Annotated in this window: 24 protein-coding genes; 7 read left to right on the top strand and 17 right to left on the bottom strand. The window is 45.2% G+C overall.

The window, feature by feature from the left end; translation table 11 throughout:
• Positions 1–99 precede the first annotated feature (99 nt).
• From AC1P5O_RS13060 to AC1P5O_RS13045, 4 genes are all read right to left on the bottom strand, one after another.
• Entirely contained in the window at positions 100–1,251 is a 1,152-nt protein-coding gene (locus AC1P5O_RS13060; RefSeq protein ID WP_499006132.1) for an amino acid permease, read from the bottom strand.
• Positions 1,252–1,420: 169 nt separating this feature from the next.
• Positions 1,421–1,786 (bottom strand): RidA family protein, encoded by a 366-nt coding sequence (locus AC1P5O_RS13055; protein ID WP_262457562.1) that lies wholly within the window; start codon positions 1,784–1,786, stop codon positions 1,421–1,423.
• 48 nt (positions 1,787–1,834) lie between these two features.
• The gene (gene alr, locus AC1P5O_RS13050; protein ID WP_262457564.1) at positions 1,835–2,947 is read right to left on the bottom strand and encodes an alanine racemase; all 1,113 of its coding nucleotides are present in this window, start codon (positions 2,945–2,947) and stop codon (positions 1,835–1,837) included.
• 34 nt (positions 2,948–2,981) lie between these two features.
• Positions 2,982–4,241: a D-amino acid dehydrogenase gene (locus AC1P5O_RS13045; RefSeq protein WP_004646103.1), complete on the bottom strand. Its 1,260-nt coding sequence runs from the start codon at positions 4,239–4,241 to the stop codon at positions 2,982–2,984.
• Between the two features lie 140 nt (positions 4,242–4,381).
• Between AC1P5O_RS13045 and AC1P5O_RS13040 the strand changes: the two genes are divergently transcribed.
• Positions 4,382–4,849 (top strand): Lrp/AsnC ligand binding domain-containing protein, encoded by a 468-nt coding sequence (locus tag AC1P5O_RS13040; RefSeq protein ID WP_004646102.1) that lies wholly within the window; start codon positions 4,382–4,384, stop codon positions 4,847–4,849.
• Positions 4,850–4,936: 87 nt separating this feature from the next.
• Here AC1P5O_RS13040 and lysM read toward each other — a convergent pair whose 3' ends face one another.
• The 6 genes from lysM to AC1P5O_RS13010 all read right to left on the bottom strand — a co-directional run bounded on the left by lysM (position 4,937) and on the right by AC1P5O_RS13010 (position 8,695).
• Complete coding sequence (gene lysM / locus AC1P5O_RS13035) at positions 4,937–5,431, bottom strand: peptidoglycan-binding protein LysM (RefSeq protein WP_191112326.1); 495 nt, start codon at positions 5,429–5,431, stop codon at positions 4,937–4,939.
• A 185-nt stretch (positions 5,432–5,616) separates the two neighbouring features.
• Entirely contained in the window at positions 5,617–5,853 is a 237-nt protein-coding gene (gene acpP, locus AC1P5O_RS13030; RefSeq protein ID WP_004646101.1) for an acyl carrier protein, read from the bottom strand.
• A gap of 83 nt (positions 5,854–5,936) precedes the next feature.
• A complete protein-coding gene (gene fabG, locus AC1P5O_RS13025) occupies positions 5,937–6,671 on the bottom strand; it encodes a 3-oxoacyl-ACP reductase FabG (protein WP_191112325.1) in 735 nt (244 codons plus the stop codon).
• The gene (fabD, locus tag AC1P5O_RS13020) at positions 6,668–7,654 is read right to left on the bottom strand and encodes an ACP S-malonyltransferase (protein WP_243474869.1); all 987 of its coding nucleotides are present in this window, start codon (positions 7,652–7,654) and stop codon (positions 6,668–6,670) included. Before fabD ends, fabG begins: the two co-directional genes overlap by 4 nt.
• Positions 7,655–7,877: 223 nt before the next feature.
• The gene (gene rpmF / locus AC1P5O_RS13015) at positions 7,878–8,060 is read right to left on the bottom strand and encodes a 50S ribosomal protein L32 (RefSeq protein WP_004279227.1); all 183 of its coding nucleotides are present in this window, start codon (positions 8,058–8,060) and stop codon (positions 7,878–7,880) included.
• Between the two features lie 77 nt (positions 8,061–8,137).
• Complete coding sequence (locus tag AC1P5O_RS13010) at positions 8,138–8,695, bottom strand: YceD family protein (protein WP_004279226.1); 558 nt, start codon at positions 8,693–8,695, stop codon at positions 8,138–8,140.
• Positions 8,696–8,753: 58 nt separating this feature from the next.
• On the opposite strand from AC1P5O_RS13010, the gene AC1P5O_RS13005 reads away from it, so the two are divergent.
• From AC1P5O_RS13005 to AC1P5O_RS12995, 3 genes are all read left to right on the top strand, one after another.
• Positions 8,754–9,455 (top strand): elongation factor P hydroxylase, encoded by a 702-nt coding sequence (locus AC1P5O_RS13005; protein WP_499006129.1) that lies wholly within the window; start codon positions 8,754–8,756, stop codon positions 9,453–9,455.
• 87 nt (positions 9,456–9,542) lie between these two features.
• Positions 9,543–10,160, top strand: a complete 618-nt coding sequence (locus AC1P5O_RS13000) for an L-threonylcarbamoyladenylate synthase (protein ID WP_004730625.1) — start codon at positions 9,543–9,545, stop codon at positions 10,158–10,160.
• A 45-nt stretch (positions 10,161–10,205) separates the two neighbouring features.
• The gene (locus AC1P5O_RS12995) at positions 10,206–10,490 is read left to right on the top strand and encodes a hypothetical protein (protein WP_153566864.1); all 285 of its coding nucleotides are present in this window, start codon (positions 10,206–10,208) and stop codon (positions 10,488–10,490) included.
• Positions 10,491–10,571: 81 nt separating this feature from the next.
• Here AC1P5O_RS12995 and AC1P5O_RS12990 read toward each other — a convergent pair whose 3' ends face one another.
• Positions 10,572–11,051, bottom strand: a complete 480-nt coding sequence (locus AC1P5O_RS12990) for a hypothetical protein (RefSeq protein WP_191112323.1) — start codon at positions 11,049–11,051, stop codon at positions 10,572–10,574.
• Positions 11,052–11,557: 506 nt separating this feature from the next.
• Between AC1P5O_RS12990 and AC1P5O_RS12985 the strand changes: the two genes are divergently transcribed.
• From AC1P5O_RS12985 to rluB, 3 genes are read left to right on the top strand one after another with little or no spacing between them, the layout of a single operon-like run.
• A complete protein-coding gene (locus tag AC1P5O_RS12985; RefSeq protein ID WP_262457574.1) occupies positions 11,558–12,352 on the top strand; it encodes a segregation and condensation protein A in 795 nt (264 codons plus the stop codon).
• Entirely contained in the window at positions 12,349–12,939 is a 591-nt protein-coding gene (gene scpB / locus AC1P5O_RS12980) for an SMC-Scp complex subunit ScpB (RefSeq protein ID WP_005104832.1), read from the top strand. The genes AC1P5O_RS12985 and scpB overlap by 4 nt, the downstream gene beginning before the upstream one ends.
• A 41-nt stretch (positions 12,940–12,980) precedes the next feature.
• Positions 12,981–14,033 (top strand): 23S rRNA pseudouridine(2605) synthase RluB, encoded by a 1,053-nt coding sequence (gene rluB, locus AC1P5O_RS12975; protein WP_262457576.1) that lies wholly within the window; start codon positions 12,981–12,983, stop codon positions 14,031–14,033.
• Between the two features lie 55 nt (positions 14,034–14,088).
• On the opposite strand, the gene AC1P5O_RS12970 is transcribed toward rluB, so the two are convergent.
• The 6 genes from AC1P5O_RS12970 to AC1P5O_RS12945 are packed head-to-tail and all read right to left on the bottom strand — an operon-like array spanning position 14,089 to position 23,555.
• A complete protein-coding gene (locus AC1P5O_RS12970; protein WP_262457578.1) occupies positions 14,089–15,825 on the bottom strand; it encodes an ABC transporter ATP-binding protein in 1,737 nt (578 codons plus the stop codon).
• Between the two features lie 10 nt (positions 15,826–15,835).
• Positions 15,836–16,987, bottom strand: coding sequence for an ABC transporter permease (locus tag AC1P5O_RS12965; protein WP_004279217.1), 1,152 nt, complete (start codon positions 16,985–16,987; stop codon positions 15,836–15,838).
• 7 nt (positions 16,988–16,994) lie between these two features.
• Positions 16,995–17,933, bottom strand: coding sequence for an ABC transporter permease (locus AC1P5O_RS12960; protein WP_004279216.1), 939 nt, complete (start codon positions 17,931–17,933; stop codon positions 16,995–16,997).
• 12 nt (positions 17,934–17,945) lie between these two features.
• Positions 17,946–19,952, bottom strand: coding sequence for a M3 family metallopeptidase (locus tag AC1P5O_RS12955; protein ID WP_039901978.1), 2,007 nt, complete (start codon positions 19,950–19,952; stop codon positions 17,946–17,948).
• Between the two features lie 20 nt (positions 19,953–19,972).
• Positions 19,973–21,775, bottom strand: coding sequence for an ABC transporter substrate-binding protein (locus AC1P5O_RS12950; protein WP_348942054.1), 1,803 nt, complete (start codon positions 21,773–21,775; stop codon positions 19,973–19,975).
• A 22-nt stretch (positions 21,776–21,797) separates the two neighbouring features.
• Positions 21,798–23,555 carry an ABC transporter substrate-binding protein gene (locus tag AC1P5O_RS12945; protein WP_262457580.1) on the bottom strand — a complete coding sequence of 586 codons (1,758 nt, stop codon included), beginning with the start codon at positions 23,553–23,555 and terminating at the stop codon, positions 21,798–21,800.
• Positions 23,556–23,886 lie beyond the last annotated feature (331 nt).

The raw sequence follows: 23,886 nt of genomic DNA, 5'->3' as shown, positions 1-23,886 counted from the left end.
GTGCCATTTTTCTTTATACTGTCACTTAGGCAGGCTGGACACTTGATTTCTAGAGTTATTCGCATTTCTCTATTTTATCAAAATCCAACCTGCTTTTTTTCAGCATACTTTTTGAAACACCACCAAAGCTTCCATGGTGTTTGGTACAAAATACTGAAATGCTGCCCCCAACATAATAAAAGCACAGGAGAAAAATAACCCTGTGGCTGGTACAGCTCTGCTAGATAACCGCGCCAAAGCTTGAGGCGCCTGTCCGTCACGTGCCAGACCAAACAACATACGGCTGGTCGAGAATACGCCACTGTTCATAGAGGACATCACTGACGACAACACCACCAGGTTCATGATAATGGCTGAAGTTGGAATACCGGCATACAGAAACAAACTCACAAAAGGACTTTGATCCGCAGGAATCAGATGCCACGGTGTGACTGACATGATCATCAGCAATGACAATACATAGAACAGAATGATCCGCGTAGGAATGGCGTTGACCGCTTTAGGTAAATTCTTTTCTGGATCTTTGGTTTCTGCCGCCATCGTACCGAGCAGTTCCACCCCGACAAAGGCAAACATGGCAATCTGGAAGCCTGCCAGAAAACCGGTAAAGCCTTTGGGAAATAAACCACCATGTGCCCAGACATTACTAAAGCTGGCGACGGCGCCACTCGGTGCCTGAAAACCGCTAAACACCATATAACCACCGACAAAGATCAAACCGAGAATAGCTAAAATCTTGATCAGTGCAAACCAGAATTCAATCTCACCAAACAGTTTTACCGTGACTAGGTTAATCGCGAGAATAAACAGCACACAACCCACACTAATCATGGCCTGCCCCATCGGGGTAAAGGCCATGCCTTCGGGCAGCCAGAAACTCAAGTAGTTAATAATCGCCGCGAGATCGGCAATCCCTACCAGCACCCAACCCAGCCAGTATGACCAGCCAATATAATAGCCAGCACCCGGCCCGATCAGGTCATGGGCCATATCAATAAAGGATTTGTAATGCAGATTGGACAACAGCATTTCACCCAACGCACGCATCAGGAAGAAGAACATGCCACCAATGATCATATAAATGATCAAAATTGAAGGACCTGCCAGGGAGATGGTTTTTCCCGATCCCATAAACAGGCCGGTACCGATACAGCCACCAATGGCGATTAACTGTAAATGTCGGTTAGAGAGTTTTCGTTGTAACTCATGCGGCGACGATTTTACGTCTTCTGTGTCCGGGGTGGTTTTCATTTTTACATCCTTTTTAATCTTTACAACAGCATCAAGCTGAATTTACAACGTTCAGTCCTCGAACGCTTATTATGACATTTTCATACTTTTTACTGCGCTATTCAGTGAGATTTACTGCACTAAAACGACTTAAATCATTGCATGGGAGATTTCAATATCAAAAATTCAATTAAGCTTGAGCTGCAATAACTGCAATTTCAATCAGCCAGTCCGGATTGACCAAATCTGCCTGAATCGTAGCACGTGCCGGCGTGCCATGACCTTGTAACCATTCTACCCAAAGCTGATTCACGGTTTGAAAATCATCCAGATGCTTGACAAATAATTGTGCAGAAATCAGCCGGCTTTTATCAGTATTTGCCAGTGCGAGCAATTCCTCAATTTTTGCAAAGACTTCCTGTGTTTGGCCGCGTACATCCAGATCTGTGCTATTCGGCACCTGACCTGATAGATACACAGTTTGATGATGAATCGTCACCGCACTCATGATTTGATTGCTGTTGAGTCGCTGAATGGCTGTATTGTCCTGTGTCATGCTAATCTTCCTTATTTGGGATATTTAAATAAAATTTAAATTAAAAATTTAAGCGTCAATCTGGAAATGAACCCGGGCGGTCACCGCACACATCAGCTCATAGCCAATCGTGCCTGAACTGGCCGCCACCTCATCAATCGGCAAAGCCACACCTTGGGAAGATCGTCCCCAAAGTACCACTTCACTCCCCACATTCGCCTGCGGCAGCGCAGTCAGATCTACCGCCAGCATATCCATACTGACCCGACCTAATGTCTGTGTTTTGATTGAATCGACCAGCACGGGCGTACCGGTCGCCGATAACCGTTGATAACCATCCGCATAACCACAGGCCACAATCCCGATCCGCATATCCTGTGTGGCAATAAATTTGGAACCATAGCCAATGCTCTGACCTGCCTGGATCATTTGAATGGCGATAATTTCACTGCGTAAGCTCATGCTCGGTTGCAAATTCCAGTCTTGAATCGTGTGTGTTGGATAATCTGGCGAACTACCATAAAGCATGATGCCGCTACGTACGATATCGGAATGGAGGGTTTGATGATGCCGCAGAATGGCTGCGCTATTGCTGAGTGATGTTTTACCTTCAAACCCCTGAATCGTTTTATTAAAAATGAAATGTTGATGTTCAATTCCATCCAATCCAAAACGCTCACCATCCGCATCGGAGAAATGGGTCATATGCGTGATTGAACGGACATTATTTAGTTGATGCAGCTCCTGCCAGATCTCTGCATATTGCTGTGGCTCAAAACCCAGACGGTTCATACCGCTGTTCATTTTCAAAAACACATCAAACTGTGCATCTGGCACTATTTCGGCAAACTGTTTCAACCATTGCACTTGATGCGAGGAATGAATGGCAAAGCTCATTTCATTCTTCGCACATTCAAATAAATCCGCTAGAGCAAAAATACCTTCGAGCAATAGCAACGGCTTCTTGCATCCCAGCGCACGCAGTCGTTTACCCTCTTCAATATCCAGAAAGGCAAAACCGTCCGCACCTTGAAGTGCCGCATAGACCCGTTCAATCCCGTGCCCATAGGCATTGGCCTTGACCACGGCAAATACCTGACTATTGGGCATACATTGGCGCGCCACACTTAAATTATGCGCAAGCGCCTGTTGATGGATAATTGCAGTAATGGGACGTGGCATACATTCCTCCTTGAATATTCCGCCTCAGATAGTCTTAAGCCGCCTGGTGATAGCGCGCCAATGACAATCCTTCGGTACTAATTTCAGGATCACGTGCCAAAACCAGATCGCTGATTAATTTCCCTGAACCGCAGGCCATGGTCCAACCCAGCGTGCCATGTCCAGTATTCAGGAACAGGTTTTTAAAACGGGTTTTCCCAATAATTGGCGTACTGTCCGGGGTCATTGGACGCAGGCCTGTCCAGAAGCTGGCCTGATTCATGTCACCCCCCGGGAATAAATCACGGGTCACCATTTCCAGCGTGCCGCGACGATCTTCATTCAGACCCAAATTAAAACCGCTCAGTTCAGCCATTCCCCCTACGCGGATGCGCTGGTCGAAACGGGTAATCGCAATTTTATAGGTTTCATCCAGTACTGTAGATTGTGGTGCATAGGCCGGATCTAAAATCGGAATGGTCAGTGAATAACCTTTCACCGGATAGACCGGTAAATTCAGTTCAAGCGGTTTGAGGAAATCACGTGAATAACTACCAAAGGCCAGCACATATTTATCTGCCGTGAGTACCTGACCATTCACCAGAACACCTTTGATCTGGTCACCTTCTACAATCAGCTTTTCAACATTTTGATTGAACTTAAACTCTACACCCATCCCTTTGGCATGTTCTGCCAGGGCATTGGTAAACAGATAGCAGTCACCTGTTTCATCATTGGGTAAATGCAGACCACCTACCAGTTTGTCTTTTGCCTGTGCCAATGCCGGTTCTACACGCGCCAATCCATCGCGGTCCAGTAGTTCAAATTCAACTCCGGTTTCTTTCAGAACTTCAATATCGCGCTGCACCGCATCCAGCTGCGCATCTTTACGGAAAATCTGCAAAGTGCCTTTTGAACGGTTTTCATAAGAGATGCCAATATCACGGCGCAAATTACGCAAACAGTCACGGCTATATTCAGCCACACGCACCATCCGTTCTTTATTGACTGCATAATGCTGCGCATTACAGTTTTTCAGCATTTGTGCCATCCACTGCAATTGCCACAAGCTGCCATCGACATTAATCGCCAACGGTGCATGATGCTGAAACATCCATTTGACTGCCTTAAATGGAATACCTGGTGCAGCCCAAGGGGTCGAATATCCTGGAGAAATCTGCCCGGCATTACCGAAGCTGGTTTCTTGCGCCGGACCTGCCTGACGATCCAACACAGTCACGGTCGCTCCCTGCTGCGCCAGATAGTAAGCGCTTGCCACACCAATCACACCACTACCTAAAACCAATACGCGCATTACCTTAACCCTCAAACATCTTTTCAGTTTATTTCACTAGTATATTTTTGCTTTAATAGTTAAATTCACTATATTCAGACTGTATATTCAGTGAAATAAATATTTTTTCGGGCAGAATTAAAAAAAAGAGGGAAATATTGATGCGCAAATTAGACCGCATTGACCGCATGATTCTGGATATCCTGCAACGCGATGGCCGGATTGCCATTAGCGAACTTGCAGCACGCGTCAATCTATCGACCACGCCCTGTTCAGAGCGGGTAAAACGGCTAGAGCGCGAAGGCATCATCATGGGCTATTACGCCCGTTTAAATCCGGAAATGCTGGAGCGCAACCTGCTGGTTTTTCTGGAAATCAAACTCTCCGCCAAATCAGGAGATGTCTTTGATCAGGTGGCTCGTAATCTGACTGAGATTCCAGAAGTCCTGGAATGCCATTTAATTTCCGGTGATTTTGATTATCTGGTCAAAGCACGTTTAAAAGAAATGAGTGCTTATCGCCGTTTACTGGGGGATTTACTGAAAAAACTGCCCGCTTCTGCATCTTCACATAGTTATGTAGTGATGGAAGAAGTCAAAGAAAGTTTATATCTGGACTTGGGTATTTAATGATTTTGAATTTCTAAAGCTACCAGCAAAAACAACAAAGCCCCAAACGGGGCTTTGAGATTGAACATTGATTGGACTTATTAAACCTTAAGCAGGAATACGGAGTACCTGTCCCGGGAAAATATCATCAGCATCTTTGAGCAATGGGCGATTGGCCTCAAAGATCTTATTGTACTGATTGGCATCACCATAAAATTCTTTCGAGATTTTTGACAAGCTATCCCCCGATTTTACCGTATAGAATTTGCTTTCCGGTTCAGGGCTGCTGACCGTAAGCTGATCATCCACTTTGGCCACATGATCAATATTCCCCACCGCCAGAATAATTTTTTCACGATCGGCCTGACTTTGCACCTGACCTCTGACCGTGGCCAGATCCGAGGCTGAATTATAACTGATGGATAAACCAGTGATCGGAAGGCCCAGACTTTTCACATGGCCGAGTAATTTATTTGCCACTTCCTGAGCAGAAGGCTCCGCAGGTTGTGCTGCAGCCGGCGTTGTCGTTGTAGGTGCAGCCTGTGGTTCCGCAGCAGCTGTATTCTTCTTACCGATACCTTTTACAAAATCAAAAAGACCCATAGCGGACTCCATTCTTGTTGTTAATGTCACATCACTCTTATTTTTATAATGAAAACTCTAGAGAGATAGTTAGTCATTGGTGACAGAAAGGTAATGAATTGTAAAACCTCCATTCATGTGAAAAGCAGACACAAAAAAACCACCTCTAGGGTGGTCTTTATGTTCAGCAAAGCTGAAATCGGCGATTAACCTAGTTTCTTAGAAACGTAGTCAATTGCAGATTGAACAGTTGTGATTTCGTTAGAATCTTCATCAGGAATCGTGATGTCGAAATCATTTTCGAAAGACATAACAAGTTCAACTAGATCTAGAGAATCTGCACCTAAGTCATCCATGAAAGATGCTTCGTTTTTAATCTCTTCGATTTTGATACCAAGTTGTTCTGCAACTGCTTGCTTAACACGTTGTTCGATATCGCTCACAGGAATTCTCCTCATTGCTTGTGGCGTTTTTAATGCCGTTAGTTTAATTGAATCTAAAAAATTTGGAAAGTTTATACTTGAGCTTAGCTCATGTATAAGCCCCCATTTACATGCATAACTGTACCAGTAATGTAACTGGCTTTATCCGAAGCCAAGAAACTTACGGCATTTGCGATATCCTGCGGATCACCTAAACGGTTTAATGCCACCTGCTCAGTCATCTTTTTACGAATTTCTTCGCTTAGCTGCTCAGTCATTTCAGTCGCAATAAAACCTGGTGCTACCGAGTTTACGGTAATCTGACGGCTACCCATTTCTTTGGCAAGGCTACGGCTAAATGCTTCAATACCTGCTTTGGCAGCAGAATAGTTGGCCTGACCCGGGTTGGCAAAGTGTGCCACCACAGAACTGATGTTGATGATGCGACCGAAACGCGCCTTGGTCATGCCTTTGAGTACGCGCTTAGACAAACGGTAAACTGCTTTCAGGTGAATATTTAAAATATCATCCCAGTCATCTTCAGACATACGCAGCAGCAAATTGTCTTTGGTAATACCGGCATTATTGACCAACGCAAGGACTGGACCATAGTTCTGTTCGATGTCCGTTACCAGCGCATCAATCGCCGCACCATCACGCACATCTAGTACTTTTCCAGCGCCATTTTCAGCAAACTGTGCAGATAATTTTTCCGCACCCACTTCAGACGTTGCAGTACCTACGACAAAATAACCATCTTGAATCAACTGTTGTGCGATCGCAGCACCAATACCACGACTTGCACCTGTTACCAGAGCAACTTTACGTTCCTGTGTCATGCACTTTTCCCTTCTGCCGCCAATACGGTGTTTAATGCATCTTCCAGACGGGATTGACTGTCTAGTGGAAGTGCTTTTTGAATATTCGGCAAGCGTTTCGCCAGATTGCTCAATACATTACCCGGACCACATTCTACGATGTACTCAATCCCCTCATCTTGCAGGAATTGCAGCGTTTTGGTCCATTGTACCGATTGATATAACTGCGCAGTGAGAGCCTGACGCAATGCAGGGACATCCGCCGCAGCTTCAGCGCCTACATTTTGTAATACAGGAATGCGTGGCAGCTCAATGGCGGTTTGTTCCAATGCGGGTGCAAACTGTTCTGCCGCAGGTTTCATCAATGAACAGTGCGATGGAACCGATACCGGCAGTGCAATCGCTTTGGCGCTATTTTCTTTGGCCAGTGCCATGACTGCTTCAACGCGATCTTTATTGCCTGCAACGACTACTTGCCCTTGCGCATTATAGTTCGCTGCTTCGACAGAGCCTTCGCCTGCTGCAGTTGCTTGTGCACACAGCTCAATCACTTTGGCATCGTCCAGACCCAAAATGGCAGCCATTGCACCCACACCCTGAGGTACAGCAGTTTGCATCAATTTGCCACGCAGGTTCACCAGCTTCGCAGCATCACCTAGGCTTAAAGCACCCGATGCGACCAGTGCGCTATATTCACCCAGTGAATGGCCTGCCAGATATTTCGGTGCTACACCGCCAGATTCCAACCACACGCGCCATAAGGCAATACTTGCAGTCAGCAATACCGGCTGGGTAAATTCGGTTTGATCCAGACCTTCGCCAGTTTGCGCAATCTGCCACAGATCAAAACCGACGGCTTCAGATGCTTCTGCAAATGTCTCGCGAATACTCGCAAACTGTTCTGCAAGCTCAGCCAGCATACCAGCTTTTTGGGAACCCTGACCCGGAAACACAAATGCAGTTTTTGTTGCTGGCGCTGCTTGTTCGAGTGGTGTAGCAGACATAATAAAATCCTTTCATTCAAGAGGTGTGCTTCTTCAATCCTAACAAGAAGACTGACCAATAAGACCACCTAAATCATTGTGGAGCGCAATTTAGCATGTAATTTTGTCGGCGGTAATTGCCAAATACAACAAAAAACCGATACACCTAAAAATCAAAGACAAAAAAAAGGGAGCTAAATGCTCCCATTTTTTCTACTAAGCTTGACGCTTAATACATCACCAATTATTCAGCAGATGCTTTAGCGAATAATTGACGACCACGGTAGATACCATCTTTAGATACGTGGTGACGACGGTGAGTCTCGCCAGTAGCTTGGTCTACAGTTAATGCATTCTCGGTTAAAGCGTCATGTGAACGGCGCATGTCACGGCGAGAGCGACTTTTACGGTTTTGCTGAACGGCCATGATGGCTCCTTACAAAGATCGAAAAAATGGATCAGAACAAATTCGATTGTCTTATACACAAGAGTATAACACAAAAATTAGTTAAGTTTACCCTTCAAAGCAGCCAAAACTTCAAACGGGTTGTCCCGTTTTTCTTCAGCCACTTCTTCTACGGCAGGTTGATGCTTATGTTCACAAAACTCATGTTTAGGCGACAACGGCATCAACAATAACAGTTCATCTTCTATCAGCGCGAGCAAATCAGCGGTCGCCGGTGCATCATAATCACCTTTGGTCGTTGCTTCACTTTCACCTAGGACGATGAAATCAGCATCCTCATCCAAGCGCTCTATCAGTGACTCATCATCCACAAGTGCCAAATGGAACGAAGAAACCAGTTCAATTTCTACAGTTTCCAGACAACGCTGGCATTCCATAGGAACTTTTGTTTCAACGTGACCATCTAGCCATGCAATACGATGATAGGCATCCATTGATAGCTTACAGTCTATGTTAATCAATTGATCATCAATTGATCCAACAGCTTCACGAGCGATACGAACAAAGCGGGATAAAGGCAGTTGACCTGACCATTTAAAGCCCTGTTCAGCCCATTTAAACGGCTCAATCTGTGCCGGAAAGGTATTTGCTGACATAATTAAGGCGGCAATTCTACAAATTCATCAGTACTCTGTCAAAGATTAAGATACAATTTTGTACTTATTTCGACAGACCATTTGGGTAACTCAAGTCATGCATCTGTTGCAGCCGCAAACAGAAGTGAATGTTTCATCACTCGTTAGCACAATTCCAAGCCTTGATTCTGACAGTTCAACACAACAAGTGCAACTCTCGCCATGGGCGAATTTATCGTCAGAAGCGCAGCAGGTGGACTGGCTCATCTTACACTTTAATCACTGGTTTTCCCATTTAAATGTCACTTTAGTGCGTGGCGAATTTGAACCAGAATATTTCCCTGCAAGTACAAACAGTCCTGCCCGGATCCAGTTTGCCCATAGTTTCTTTAATAGCGCTTTGCATGAAATCAGCCACTGGACCATTGCCGGAGACAAACGCCGCCTGCTGCCTGATCTGGGTTACTGGTATGCCCCGGATGGGCGGACCCGTGAACAGCAGGCTTTATTTGAACAGGTGGAAATCAAGCCACAGGCAATTGAGTGGATGTTTGCCCAGGCTTTTGGCCGTAAATTTCGGGTTTCTTTGGATAACCTGACTGGCGACGGCGGTGATGGTGCCAGCTTTAAAGATAATGTCTACGCTCAAGTACAGGCTTATTTTAATGGTACAGCCAAACTTCCATGTGATGCAGCGCGCTTTATCCAATGTATCTGTATCTGCATCAGAGGTGGCAAAAGTTTACAATCTGATGAATTTATACGTGAAATGCTTGATTAAATTACACAAATCTACCTTTTTTATGATTGCCAGATCTTGCCTGAGCGCCACATAATAAGTCATCAGCCCAAGCTTGGAGTAGTCTCTATGCTGCATTTACGCGTACACCCAGACAATCCGCAACCCCGCTTAATCAGTCAGGCAGTGGAACGTATCCGTGCGGGTGATGTGGTGGTCTATCCCACTGATGCGGCCTATGCGATTGGTTGCCAGATTGGGAACAAGAGTGCCATGGAGCGGATTGCGCAAATTCGTGGTTTGGGCCCAAAGCATCAATATGCGATTCTGTGCTGTGATTTATCCGATATTGCCACTTATGCCAAAGTGGACAATGCCATGTACCGTTTGCTGAAAAATAATACACCGGCCATCACGACCTTTATTTTACCTGCGACCAGTGAAGTGCCACGTCGGTTGATGCATCCCAAGAAGAAAACTATTGGCCTGCGCATTCCGAATAATCCGGTATGTCAGCTGTTACTCAAAGAACTCGGTGAGCCGTTATTGACTTCTACCCTGATTTTACCGGGACAGACTGACCCACTCGATGATCCTTATGATATTGAAATGCAGCTGGGCAAACGCATTGATGTTTTTGTAGATAGTGGTTTAGGCACCTTGAGCACGACCTCTATTGTAGATTTATCTGGTGATCATCCAGAAGTGATTCGTCGTGGTATGGGAGATGTCAGCGCCTTTGAATAAATGAGGTCTGAGAATTTCCTACAAACATTGAAGGACTCAGAATAAATGGATTTATTTTACTTGCTCCTGAATCAGCATGAATTTTCTGTACAGGATTTGATCTATGCAGAACTGCCTTGGACACTGCAATCCAAGGCAGCCCTGGTCGAAGCACATCCTTCTCCCCATCTCACTATAAATATTGATCATACTGAGTACCAATTTTTCCTGACGTTGGCTCTAGTGAGACAGTTGTTGCAGATCTATTCAAACCAGAACGTATGCCTGGCAGAGACTTGCCAACGTATCATTGAATTTGCGACCAAGGAATACAATCATTCCTCACCATGAAAATCTAAAACAGCATATGGTGAGAGGTTGCAGTTTTATTCTTTTCAATTCGACAGGTATGCAGTGGCTGGCAAAGACAGTTTAAGAATCCGAAGCACGTTCATAATGACGAACCGCAATGAAATTTGGACATTGCGATAGCTTCTGTTCATGATGCATGAGCTCTTGACCCAGTTTATTTTTCAGATACACATGAAAAATAATCTGATCTTCTTCCAGTACATTCAACATCGCTGTGCGTGCCTTGGGTTCCATGACTTTAAAGGAATTGATTGACTCACAAGACATAGCTTGCATATCCAGTTTAATCCGCTCATCCAGCTGGTCGCCCTCATAGGCCATATGCCGCATGTAAAAACGGATATTGGGATATTGATCCAGCACACTAAAATCCATTTTCATGGCCTGCATGACAGGTCGGGCCTGTTCCGCAAAAGCTGAAAATCCGCCTGATTTCAGCCCTGTGCGTGCTTCATCTTCAAGCTGCATAATCTGATATTTGGGATAAGCCCAAAATCCCCCGAATGCGATCATCCCAATAACAACCAGAATAAGTGGCATGCTTTCTTCACCTTTTTATTGATTTTTGTGATTCTTGACTATTTTTCGAGAGTATAGCGGGATTTTTGACCAAAAATTACGGGGAAATATTTTATTAATACTTATTAATTTTATGTTTTTTAATGGGAAATCCGTTTAAAAATCATTCAATACCTGCCAGCTAGCTTATTTTCTCTTTTAATGAGAGTCATTGTATTGATCGAGTTTTTTTGAAGTGAATCAACTGGCATCATCTACCAGATACGCTTAATTATGAGAGCCAATTTAACCTAAAAATCACCGTGGCATTTGCTGCCCAATTCTGCCATTTTTCTCGGTGCTATTTTGAAAGAGCTGATAAATTCCATTATTTTTTTAAGTTTTTATGGCTTTGACAGCTTATTTAATTTATTTAAAGTTACTTTTCCAGTACAATGACAACGCTTAATCCTGTGCTTTTCTTTCGATCAGATACCGAAAATCAAGCCTTTGCATGCCTTTGAAAATTCGCGTGGCCTATAATTGTAATGACTCAAATTATCCATAACACTATGGAATCTGCTCCGCACATTCGGGTTCTGGATGAATGGCAGGATACAATTCCAGAGGATCTGTATATTCCTCCAGCGGCATTTGAAATCTTATTAGAACATTTTGAAGGCCCACTCGACTTTTTAATTTACCTGATTCAAAAAAACGGTTTTGATCTGTTACAGGTCGATATCGCGCCGATTGCAGCACAGTATTTGTCTTATATGGACGCGATGAAATCCCTGAATATCGAGCTGACGGCCGACTATATGGTGATGGCGGCTTTACTGGCAGATCTGAAATCGCGTTTGCTATTACCAAAACCAAAAAGCCTGACTGCGATTGAGCAGGATCCAAAACAAGAACTGATTGACCGTTTAGAAAATTATTTAAGAATTAAACAGGCAGCAGAACGTCTGGGCCAGATGCCGATTCTGGAACGTGACACTTTCACCACCAATGTCAGTCTGGGCGAAATCCAGCAGCCGAATGAAGGCTATTCAAGCGATTTATTGCGTGATGCCTTGCTTTGTATATTTAACCATCCTGAACCGGTGATTCATCAGGTGCAACAGGAACCGGTACTGTTAGAGGAACGGATTGCCTATATTGAAAGTCGTATTGAAACTGGCGCAGTGCTCAGTTTTAAGGACTTGTTAAAACCGAGCCAAGGCCGTATGGGTATGGTGGTGACCTTTATGGCAGTGCTGGAACTAACCAGACAACAAAAAATTCAGATTATTGCTACAGGTATTGAAGCCCCGCTCGCAATTCAAGGAGCCAGTCAATGACACTCGATCAAAATACGCTGTTATCTGCAGAAGATAATCTGCATGAAGTATTAATGCAGCTTGAAGCCATTATTTTTGCCAGCGACTCTGCGGTTTCATTGGCTCGTCTGAAAGAAGCTTTTCAAGATCGCTATAGCAAGCAGGAATTACGTCAGTATTTACAACAACTTTCCATGCTGATGCATGGCCGTTCAATCGAACTGATTGAAACAGCACAAGGTTATCGTTTTCAAGTGCGTGCAAAATATCGTAATATTATTGCACAGACCTGGCCTGAGCGACCGGCTCGCTTGTCGCCTTCATTACTAGAGACGCTTGCGGTGATTGCTTATCACCAGCCAGTGACCCGAGCGGATATTGAACAAATTCGTGGTGTCACGAATAACAGTCAAAACTTGCGTACGCTGTTTGACTGGAACTGGATTAAAGAGTCTGGATTTCGTGAACTCCCTGGAAGACCTGCGTTGTTAATGACAACGCCACAATTTTTAAATGCGTTTGGCCTGAATAGTTTGGGCCAATTGCCTCCCCTGCAGGATGCCAAGGAAGCTTTTATGGCCCTCGATGCGAATGCACCGAAGTCATAAATAGGTGAACTGTTGATAATTATTTCTAAGGTTATGCTGTCATGAGTGAAAAGTTGCAAAAGGTGCTTGCACGCATTGGTTTGGGTTCTCGCCGTTATATGGAAGAAGTCATTGCCGCGGGTCGTGTAAGTGTCAACGGGCAAATTGCCCAAGTGGGTGAACGAATCGAACCAGGTGATGAGCTTCGCATCGATGGTCGTAAAGTTGCCTTCCAGATTGAAGACGAAATCCGTCGTCGTGTCATTATTTACTACAAGCCTGAAGGCGAGATCTGCTCACGTAGCGATCCTGAAAACCGTCCGACTGTATTTGAACAGCTGCCTGCTATTCCGGGCGATCGCTGGGTAATGGTGGGTCGTCTGGATATTAACTCGACCGGTCTGCTTTTATTCACAAATGATGGTGAACTTGCGAATCGCTTGATGCACCCATCGAATGAAATCGAACGTGAATATGCAGTTCGTGTCATGGGTGAAGTTACACCACAAATTCGCAACAACATGCTCAAAGGCGTGGTGCTAGACGATGGTCCGGCAAAATTCGAATCTTTCTCTGAACTCGGTGGTGACGGGATCAACCGTTGGTTCCAGGTGGTAGTAAAAGAAGGTCGTAACCGTGAAGTACGTCGTATCTTTGAATCACAAGGCCTGAAAGTCAGCCGTCTACTGCGTACCCGTTATGGTACTGTGATTTTGCCACGCGAACTGCGTACCGGTCGCTGGATTGAACTGGATAAAAACGATATCGACAACCTGACCAAAGCTGTGGAATTGAAACCACGTCAAGGTACTGGTTTGTTTGGTATGGCGAAACGCCGTAACGAGCGTATGCAAGACAAGCCGATGGCTGCACGCCGTGGCGGTTTCTTGCGTCAGCAACGTCGTGACAGTGATGAGCAACCACAAAATAATACTGGCCGTGAGCGTCGTGATGACAATGCTTATGGTCGTCGTGACAGAGCTGAAAACCAGAATGGCACTCAGTTTGTACGTCGTGAAAACCGTCCTGATCAAGGTTTCGGCCGCCGTGAAGAGCGTGATGAAAATGCGCCGCGCCGTCCATATGGCGTCAACAAAGGCTTTAAAAAGTTTTAATTAAGATAAATAAAAAAAGTCAGGCACATTGCCTGACTTTTTTATGCCTTATGCATCAGGCACTTTGTGGAATCCCTTGCGGAATGGCACCGAGTAAACGCTTGGTATATTCATGCTGTGGCGATTGATACAGCTCATCTGAATTGGCGATTTCTACCAGCTCCCCATGATTCATCACCATGATCTGATCAGAAATATATTTAACCACCGACAAATCATGCGAAATAAAGATATAGCTCAGACCAAATTCATCCTGTAAATCTTGCAGTAAATTTAGCACCTGCGCCTGTACTGATACATCCAGCGCCGAGACCGATTCATCACAGATTAAAATCTCGGGTTTTAAGGTCAGGCAACGTGCAATCGCAATTCGCTGACGCTGACCACCTGAAAACTCATGCGGGTAACGATAAAAAGCCTGTGCAGGCAAGCTGACCCGCTCCAACAGATCCAAGGCCATTTGTTTGCGCTCTGCATCATCCTGACCAATTTTATGAATCTGCATCGGTTCCATCAGGATTTGTCCAACAGTAAAACGTGGATTTAGAGAAGCATAGGGATTCTGGAAAATGATCTGGATTTTACGTTGATACTGGGTAAATTCCTGTTCCGACATGTCCAAAATATCCCGACCCTGAAACAGTGCTTTACCGCCCGTAGCCTGTTGCAGACGCATCAGCAATAAACCGATGGTGGTTTTACCCGAACCAGATTCCCCGACCAGCCCTAAGGTCTTGCCTTTGGCCAGTTGGAAAGAAATTCCTTTTACTGCTTGAAACTCATCTTTGCCAAACAGTCCTTTACGACTATAAAAAGATTTTTTCAGATCCCGTACATCCAGAATAATTTCCTCTCCGCCTTTTAGTCCACGTGAACGTTGCGGAAGCTGAGTATTCAGGCGGATATCTTCCAGCCAGGTTGAGCCATCCTGTTTCATAAAATCACTAATCATCGGCAAACGTAGCGGACGTTGCGAGAGTTGCGGGCGGCAGTGCAACAAGGCTTTGGTATACATGTCCTGAGGCCGGTCCAGCACCTCCCGAACCGGACCCTGTTCACGGATTTCCCCATGGCGCATCACAATCACCTGATCGGCAATTTCACCAACCAATGCCAGATCATGGGTAATAAACAGCATCGACATCTGGCGACGCTGACGCAGCGATTCCAGCAAGTCCAGAATCTGCTTTTGAATAGTCACATCCAGGGCTGTGGTCGGTTCATCTGCAATCAACAGTTTAGGTTCACAAGCAATGGCCATGGCAATCATGACGCGTTGCTGCTGTCCACCGGAAAGCTGCCCCGGATAGGCATCAATTTTAGTTTCTGGCGCAGGGATCCCCACTTCTTTGAGGAGCTCCAGGGTACGTTGCCGCGCCTGTTTTTTATTCATGCCCAAATGTAGTTGCAGGATTTCTGCAATCTGCATGCCTACTGTAAATACCGGATTTAGCGAAGACATCGGCTCCTGAAAAATCATGGCAATGTCTTTGCCACACATCTGGCGCATTTCACGGGTTTTAAGCTTGAGCAGGTTTTTCCCTTCAAAGATGATCTGGCTATCTTTTGAAATACGTGCGCTTTCTGCCGGAAGCAGGCCCATAGTGGCGAGAGAAGTAACCGACTTGCCACTCCCCGACTCACCTACCAGTGCAACCGTGGTATTGGCCGGAATCTCGAAAGAAACCCCTTTTACGGTCTCAATATATTCTTTATATTCACCTTTAAAACTGACTCGCAGATTTTCTACGCGAAGTAACGCAGGTACTGTGCTTGGATTGATTTCAGACATCGTTGCGCTCCTATTTCAGTTTTGGATCTAATGCATCACGGAGTGCATCGGTAAACATCGAGAAAGCAGTCACCAATACCGCCATGGCGATTGAGGCTGCCGCCAGTTGCCACCATTTACCCAAAATCAGCTCGCTTTGCGCTTCATTTAGCATACTGCCCCATGACACTACCCCGATAGGCACACCGAAACCAAGGAAGCTCAAAATGACTTCAGACTTGATAAATGCCACCACCAGAATAGACATCTGTACCAGGGCAATATGGCTGACATTGGGAAAAATATGGACAAACATACGACGCATATTACTCACGCCAATCGCCTTGGCAGCCAGCACATATTCACGTGCCGTATGTTTCATGTATTCGGCACGAACCAAACGGAAGACCCCGGTCCAGCCAGTCAGACCTAAAATCAGGATGATTGATAAAATACCTTTCTGCTGTAACACTGCGGCAATGGCCAAAACCAGCAACAGATAGGGAATTGAGGTAAAGATATTATAAAACCAGTTGAGGACATCATCGACCCAACCACCAAAATACCCTGCTATTGCACCCAGTGCAGTCCCAATCAGTACAGCGACAAAGGCTGCAATCAATCCAACCAGAATCGAGGTTTCAGCCCCCTTGATGGTTTTCTGTAAAACATCCTGTCCCCATTTATCTGCACCGAAGACTAGACTTTGCTTGAGTTCCCCACTTTCATCCATCAGCTGGCCGCCGAGCTCCTGATTAATGGCCTTCATGTCTTCTGCCAGCGGATCGACCACGCCATAATAATCGATGCCCGCACCAGCACCCTGCTCAGCAGCAATTTCAGCATTCAATTCAGCAATGACATCTTTTAAAGGATCAACTGGATTGACCGGTACAGCAACAGATTCTGTACCCTGTTCTGCATCAGATCCAGCCGGAACTGGCGCTGCACTGATAAAACTCGGCGGTGCATAGCTGACCGCTACTTCTTTATTCCAGTCTTTGGCAATCAGGCCGCTCATTGACAGTACCAGCAGCAGCAGATAAAACAGCACCACATACAGGGAAAACATGGCAATCCGGTCACGTTTCAAACGGCGCATGGCCAGTTGCCATAAGCCTGTTGAAGCCGATTCAGGTGCTGCTTCAGCCGCTTGTTCTTTTTTAAATATCGCACTCAGCATAATTCACCTACTTCAACTGTACACGCGGATCGACCCATTTATAGATCAGATCGGCAATCAGGTTGAATATCATGGTCGCAGCAGCGACATAGACCGTAATCGCTTTAATCACCGGAAAATCGGAACGTTCTACTGCAATAATGACTTCACGGCCAATTCCCGGAATACCAAAAAAACGCTCAATCAGGAAAGCACCGATCAGCAGTGCCGGAAGTCCTGCCATCACATCGGTAATAATCGGAATGGAGGCATTGCGCAGGACATGCACGCCCATGATACGGTTTTCACCCAGGCCTTTGGCACGCGCAGTACGTACATAGTCCTGATTAACTTCATCCAGTACGAAACTACGATACAGGCGTAGTGTTGGTGCAATACTCACCACCAACATAATCAGCACAGGTAGCAAGGCGTATTTGAAAAGATTATCAGCGAAATTATCGCTCCAGCCCTGTACTGGGAACCAGCTCAATTCATAAGCCAGGAAATACTGGAACACAATGATGTACACCAGAATACTGATCGACATACCGATCGTACACAGCATCATGATCATACGATCGGTCAAAGAACCACGAACCGAAGCCACACCCAAAGCCAGAATGATAGAAATAATGGTTTGCAGAATGGTCAGTGGAATCAGAATGGTCAGTGACGGCCCCAAACGTGTGGTAATAATCTGTGCCACCGATTCTCCGGTACTCCAGCTCACCCCATAATCAAAGGTTAAAATCTGCTTGATAAAGATCCAGAGTTGTACGTAATACGGTTGATCCACACCCAGTTGCTGACGGATGTTCTCAATCTGTTCCGCATTGGCCATTTTACCGGCCAGAATATAGGCAGGGTCTCCGCCCACCCAGTTAAACAGCAGGAATATCAGCAAAATCACCCCGAGCATGGTCGGGATCATTTGCCAAAGCCGTCGAATAATATATGCCAGCATCGCTTGCCTTCCTTAATTTTTTCCAGAGATTTCATTAAAGAAAGCTTTGCTGTCCGGATCACGACCCAAGAAGTCTTTCACCATTTGCTCGCCATGCTTTTGTCCGCCTTGAGCCAGGACCGTATTACGATAATGCGCACCGACTTTCTTGTCCATGAGCTGATCACCAAAGGATGAAAGCATATCCAGGGCAATGACTTCAGACCACATATAGCTGTAGTAACCTGCCTGATAGCCGCCCATCAGATGCCCGAACTGTCCCGGGAACTGCTGACCGCTGACATAACCCAAGGCGGTCTTGCCTTCCATATCCTGCCAGAGTTTTAAAGGCTCAATGTTTTTTGCATCTTTACCATGCAAGGCCATATCATATTGGGCATATAAAGCCTGACGGGCATAATGCAGGCCTCGGCCGTAATTCTTCACATTCTTTAAGCGCTCGGTCATGGCAGCATCCACCCGAGGACATGTCGGCTCACAGTAATCTGCTACTTTTGACAAGGTTTCCAGACGACGTGCCCACTCTTCGTACATCTGTGACGGCGCTTCAACAAAGTCACGCTCTACCGAAGTACCAGATTGTTCTGTATAGCGGGTCTTCGAAAGAATCCCGTGCAAGGCATGACCCATTTCATGCACAAAGGTTTCCAGTTCATTGCTGTTCAAGCCCTTACGGTTAAAATTGGTCACCAGTACCGATACCGGACGACGCTGATTCAGGGTACTGCCGCCATAAGCTCCCCAGACAGCTGCATGCCCATATTTGCCTTCACGCGGGTATTTATCAACATATAATCCGCCCAGGAATTCGCCCGTAGCCTTGTCATGTACCGCATAATATTCCACTTCATCATGCCAGGCCTTGACTTTCACCGGCTTGAACTCAATGCCATAGAGTTCCGAAGAAATAGAGAATAACCATTTTTGCGATGCTTCTGTCGGGAAATAATCCCGCAATTTTTCCTGGTCTACCTTGTATTTGGCCTGACGCAGTTTTTCACTCCAATAACCCTGATTCCAGCGTGTAATTTCTGCTTTCTCTAACGGAACTTTTAAAGTTTCAGCCTTGAACTGGCGTAATTGTTCTACATCCTGCTTTTCTAGAGGTGCAACTTTGGCATAAACCTCATCCAGAAAACCGTTCACTGCTTCCGGAGTTTTGGCCATGCGGAATTCAAGCGCAGAATGGGCATAGCTTTCCTTGTCAAAAAGTTGTGCCATTTCATAACGCAGATCAATGGCCTTTTTCATGAATTGCAGGTTTTGTTCGGTCCCGCGACGCGTGTAAGCGGTCTGGTAACGTTTGCGTGCTTCATCACTTTCTGCCAGCTCCATAAAAGGCTGGTATTCCGGATAATCAAAGCCGAGCAGATAATTGCCCTTTTCATTTTTCTTTAAATTTGCGATGTAACTTTCTGGCAGGCCTTTCATTTCAGCTGGAGTAAATTCAACTTTTTCAGGGTTATCCCGCACATTTTTGGAAAAGTCCTGTCCCAGTTTGGTACTTTCTTCAATAATTTCTTTCAGTCGTTTCTGTTTTTCTGCACTGAGTTGTACCCCGGTGTTCTCAAACTGCTCCAGAATATCTTCTAAAAATTTCTGATCAATCGGATCACTGGCTTTCAGTTTCTTGAACTGGGCATACAGTTTCGGATTCTGATACAGGGTGGTCTGGTATTTGCTGATTTTAAGTTCACAGTCATCGGCTGCCTGACGCAATGCAGGATCCGGATCGACATTACTGTACAACCCTACTGCAGCACCGAAATCACGGGCTTTGGCATGCAATTCATCCCATTCAGCCAGATAAGGCCCGGCCTTGGCTTTATTTTTAATTTTCTTATTTTCAAATATCTGGATATCTTTTTGCATGGAGTCCAGACTGGCATCACATAAAGACGGAATTTCTGCAGCCTTGAATAATGGCAGCAGCTGTACTTGGGTATCTGCCGCTACACCTTGATATCCCCCCATCATCATTAAACATAAGGTACTTAATTTTAAAGATTTTGATTTCATATTCATCTCCAGATTTTTTCTTACTTTTTCGTATTAATATCGATATACATCCATTCTGAAGACAGAATCGGATGGGACTTATGTCCAATAATTTGGGGTTGGGTCAAAGCGTTACGGTAGGTGCTATAGAGCATCAGGGTCGGCATGTTGACTTCTAGAATTCGGGTCATTTTGCGGTAGAGCAGATCACGCTCCGGTCCAGGCGGCATGCTCTGGGTTTGTTCGTATAGACGGTCGAATTCAGGATGCTTGAAACAGGCATTGTTGGTGACATTGACATTCTTGCCATAGAACAACTGCATAAAGTTGTCAGCATCCGGATAATCGGCAATCCATGCAGAACTCTTAAACATGGTTTTACATTGCTTTTCCAGCTTGATGCCTTCAGCGAATGGCATGGCCTTACTGGTCAGCTGAATATGGATACTGTCCAGGGTCTTTTTCCAGAATTCACCCTGCTGCTGGCCCCGACTGGTATTCCCAGTAATCAGTTCAATCACCAGAGGTTTACCTTCAGGCGTCTTTCGCCAGCCATCTGCACCGATCTTGTAGTTATAGCGGTCGAGCAACATGTTGGCTGCTTTGACTGAATAGGGAATACTGCTTTTATAGGACGGTGAATAGCCTGCTACTCCTGGGGGAATAGGCATATGCAGTTTTGCGCCATCTCCCTTAAGTAATACATTGATCATATTTTCTACAGAAAATGCCATCGCCATGGCACGACGTAAGGCAATTTTTTCTGGTGCGAAACCACCCACGACCGGGTTTTGCATATTCCAGTAATGGTAACTAATGGAGGGCTCTAAAATACGTGACAGCTTTACTCCCTGCTGGGCCAGCTCAGGCTTTAATTTATCACCATCGAGGGCTTGTACGACGATATCGCCCTCAATTTCGAGCAGGTCCAGTTCATTCTTCTTAAATGCCAGCATCCGGGATTGCGCTTCTTCAATAACACGCACATCAATAGTGCCGATTTGAGGCATTTTTTTGCCCTGCATGGCTTTTACAATGGCATGATCTTCTGCACCACTGGCTTTAAAGTCCCAGACAAAACCACGATAAGCTGGATTTGGTTTTAAGATAATCCGTGAGCCTGGTGTCCAGCGACTGAGCACATAAGGACCAGTTCCCACTGGCCTATTCATGACCCAACCCGCTTTGTCTTTATATTTTTCAATCACTTCACGAGCTACTGCAGCGGCAGGCCCATGTGCCAGCAACATCGGAAAGTTCTGATCCGGATTATTCAGCTTTAATATCAAGGTATAGCGGTCTGGGGTCTGAATACCTTCAAACGGATTTTCATAGGCTTTGCCATTCTTTTTGGTTAGGGCCATCCATGCGTCCAGCCCTTTAATTCGGCCATCCAGCAACCAGCTGTTCGGTGAATGCAGCTTTGGGTCCAGTAGACGTTTCAAGCTATAAGCATAGTCATACGAAGTCAGTTCACGTTTTTTACCGCCAAAGACCGGATCATTGGCAAAATAAATACCCTTTTTGATTTTGATGGTATAAGTCAGGCCATCCGCACTGACTTGAGGCAGACTGACCGCAGTCAATGGCACTAATTTTGCTGGCGAGGCCAGATAATCATAGGTAAATAAGGTTTCAAAAATCGCGGCATTAATTTTGGCTGAATAACGGTCATGGATATAACCCGGATTAAAACCGGTTTCAGCTGCCAGAAATACTGTTTTTAAAACCTTATTCGGGTTGGCAGGATTGCTAGCCCATGTGGACGCGCCCCCTGCCATCATCAAACCAGCCATTAGCACCCCACTGGCCAGTTTTTTTAAAGTATTTTTATTCACATTCATACTGGTTCTTAATCTTCTCAAGTTATTTTTTAACAGGTTCAATATCCATATATTGCCAAACTGCTCTGGTCACCGGATGGGCCTTAAAACCCTGTACATGCGGATGAATCAACCAGTTACGTATACGAGTATTGTGCAGAATCCATGGATTATCGGCTTCCATCTGACGGTTCATCTGCTCATAATATGGCGTCCGCTGCTGCGGCGGCAGTTTCATCGCAGTCTGGTACAATGCGTCATAGGCTTTTGAGGTATAGCAACTCAGGTTGCCTTGTTGCGCATTTGGCCCATACAGTAACTGGGCAAAGTTTTCCCCTTCAGGATAGTCCGCAATCCAGGCTCCACCCCACATCATATGTTTGCATTGAGTGGCTTCTTTTAAATTGTCAGCAAAATTACTGACCTTGAATTCAATTCGCACCCCGATCGCATCCAGATTCTTTTTCCATAACTCTGCAGAAATCACCGAAGAGCTTGAACTGGTTGAATTCATTTTTAGTATCAAAGGTTTGCCATCGGGCAAGGTGCGGTAACCATCAGCGCCTTTCTTATAGCCAAAGCGGTCAAGCAGTTTATTGGCCAGTAAGGGGTTATAAGCAATACTGCTTTTATACTTCGGGTCATGTCCACCCACGCCCTCTGGCAAAATCATTTCAGCTTTATCGGCATGACCTTTGTACAGCTGCTGGATAGCTTCTTTCTGGTTATAGGACAAGGCAAGAGCACGACGTAAGGCAATTTTTTCCAGTGAATTTCCACCAATTAACGGATCACGCATATTCATGATGGTATAGGTAATTTCCGGTTCTTTATTCGGATAATGCAGGATGCCTTTTTTCTTGTATTCACTTTTCAGCTGCTTATTTTCCAGTGCCTGTTCGGCACCGCTCGCAGTGAGTTTGTCATAGTCCAGTTGTCCAGACTTTAAAGCCAGCCAGCGCGACTGCTCCTCTTCAATAATACTGATTTTGACCTTGCCAATTTGCGGCATCTGCTTGCCTTGCATGGCTTTGACAATACGTTGATCCCATTCGGAACCATCGCCCTTAAAGTTCCAGACAAAACCGCGATAATTCGGGTTGGCGGTCAGTTCAATACGGCTACGCGGCACATATTTGTGTAACTGATACGCTCCTGTTCCAACCGGATGCTGACCTGCCCGATGACCATAATGTTCGATCACTTCCCGGGCGGTACCACTAAAAGCCACATAGGCCAGAATATACGGAAAATTCAAATCAGAACGGGTCAGGGTAATTTGTAAGGTATATTTATCTAGTGCTTTTAAACCGGGAATAGGTGCATCGTAGTTGAACTTGCCAGTTTTTTTAGCCTGCTGGATGATCTGATCTGCCCCAAGGATTTTTCCCTCGATAAAAGAAAAAGAAGGAGAATGATTTTTGGGATCCATGATCCTTTGCATGGAGTAGATATAATCACGCGCCACCAGTTCACGCTTTTTGCCCTGAAATGCCGGATCATCACTGAAATAAATTCCTGGCTTGACTTTAAAGGTATAAACTTTGCCATCCTGCTCAACCTTGGGTAAAGATTCAGCTGTATTTGGAGCCAAGATTGCAGGCCGCGCCAGATAGTCATAACGCAATAAAGGTTCAAAAATGGCTTCAGCAACGCTACCACTATAAAAATTATAGGTTTTGACCATATCAAAACCATCATCAGGTGCTTCGAAAGCCAAGTTTAAAACTTTATCCGGATGTGCAGATGATTTTGCCCAAGAGGCTTGCCCCGTAGTCATGGCCAAGGCCAAAATTGTCATGCTGAAAAGTGCTGATTTCAAATTTGTACCTATTCTTGATCTTGAAGTTTTATTGCTATAGGAAGTCTTTAACACATCATCCCATATTTGCTTCAATGGATGGGTCAAAGCTGGACAGATGGAATAAAATGAACAAAGCGAATTTCATGCCATCCTCGAAAAATAACGATTTTTTCCTGTTATTACCTCAAAAAAGCTTATTTTTATTAGGGCCTGTTGACATTTTCTGTTCAAAAAAATAGCGAGAAAGTAAAATTTAATCGCCAAACCAAATTTACTTCTCGCTATGCCTCGTACAATGCTGAATGATCAACACTGGTCTAAGTTACTT

The organism is Prolinoborus fasciculus (assembly GCF_056724605.1).
The sequence above is the reverse complement of the archived record's forward strand: the minus strand, read 5'-3'. Positions and strand labels throughout refer to the sequence as shown.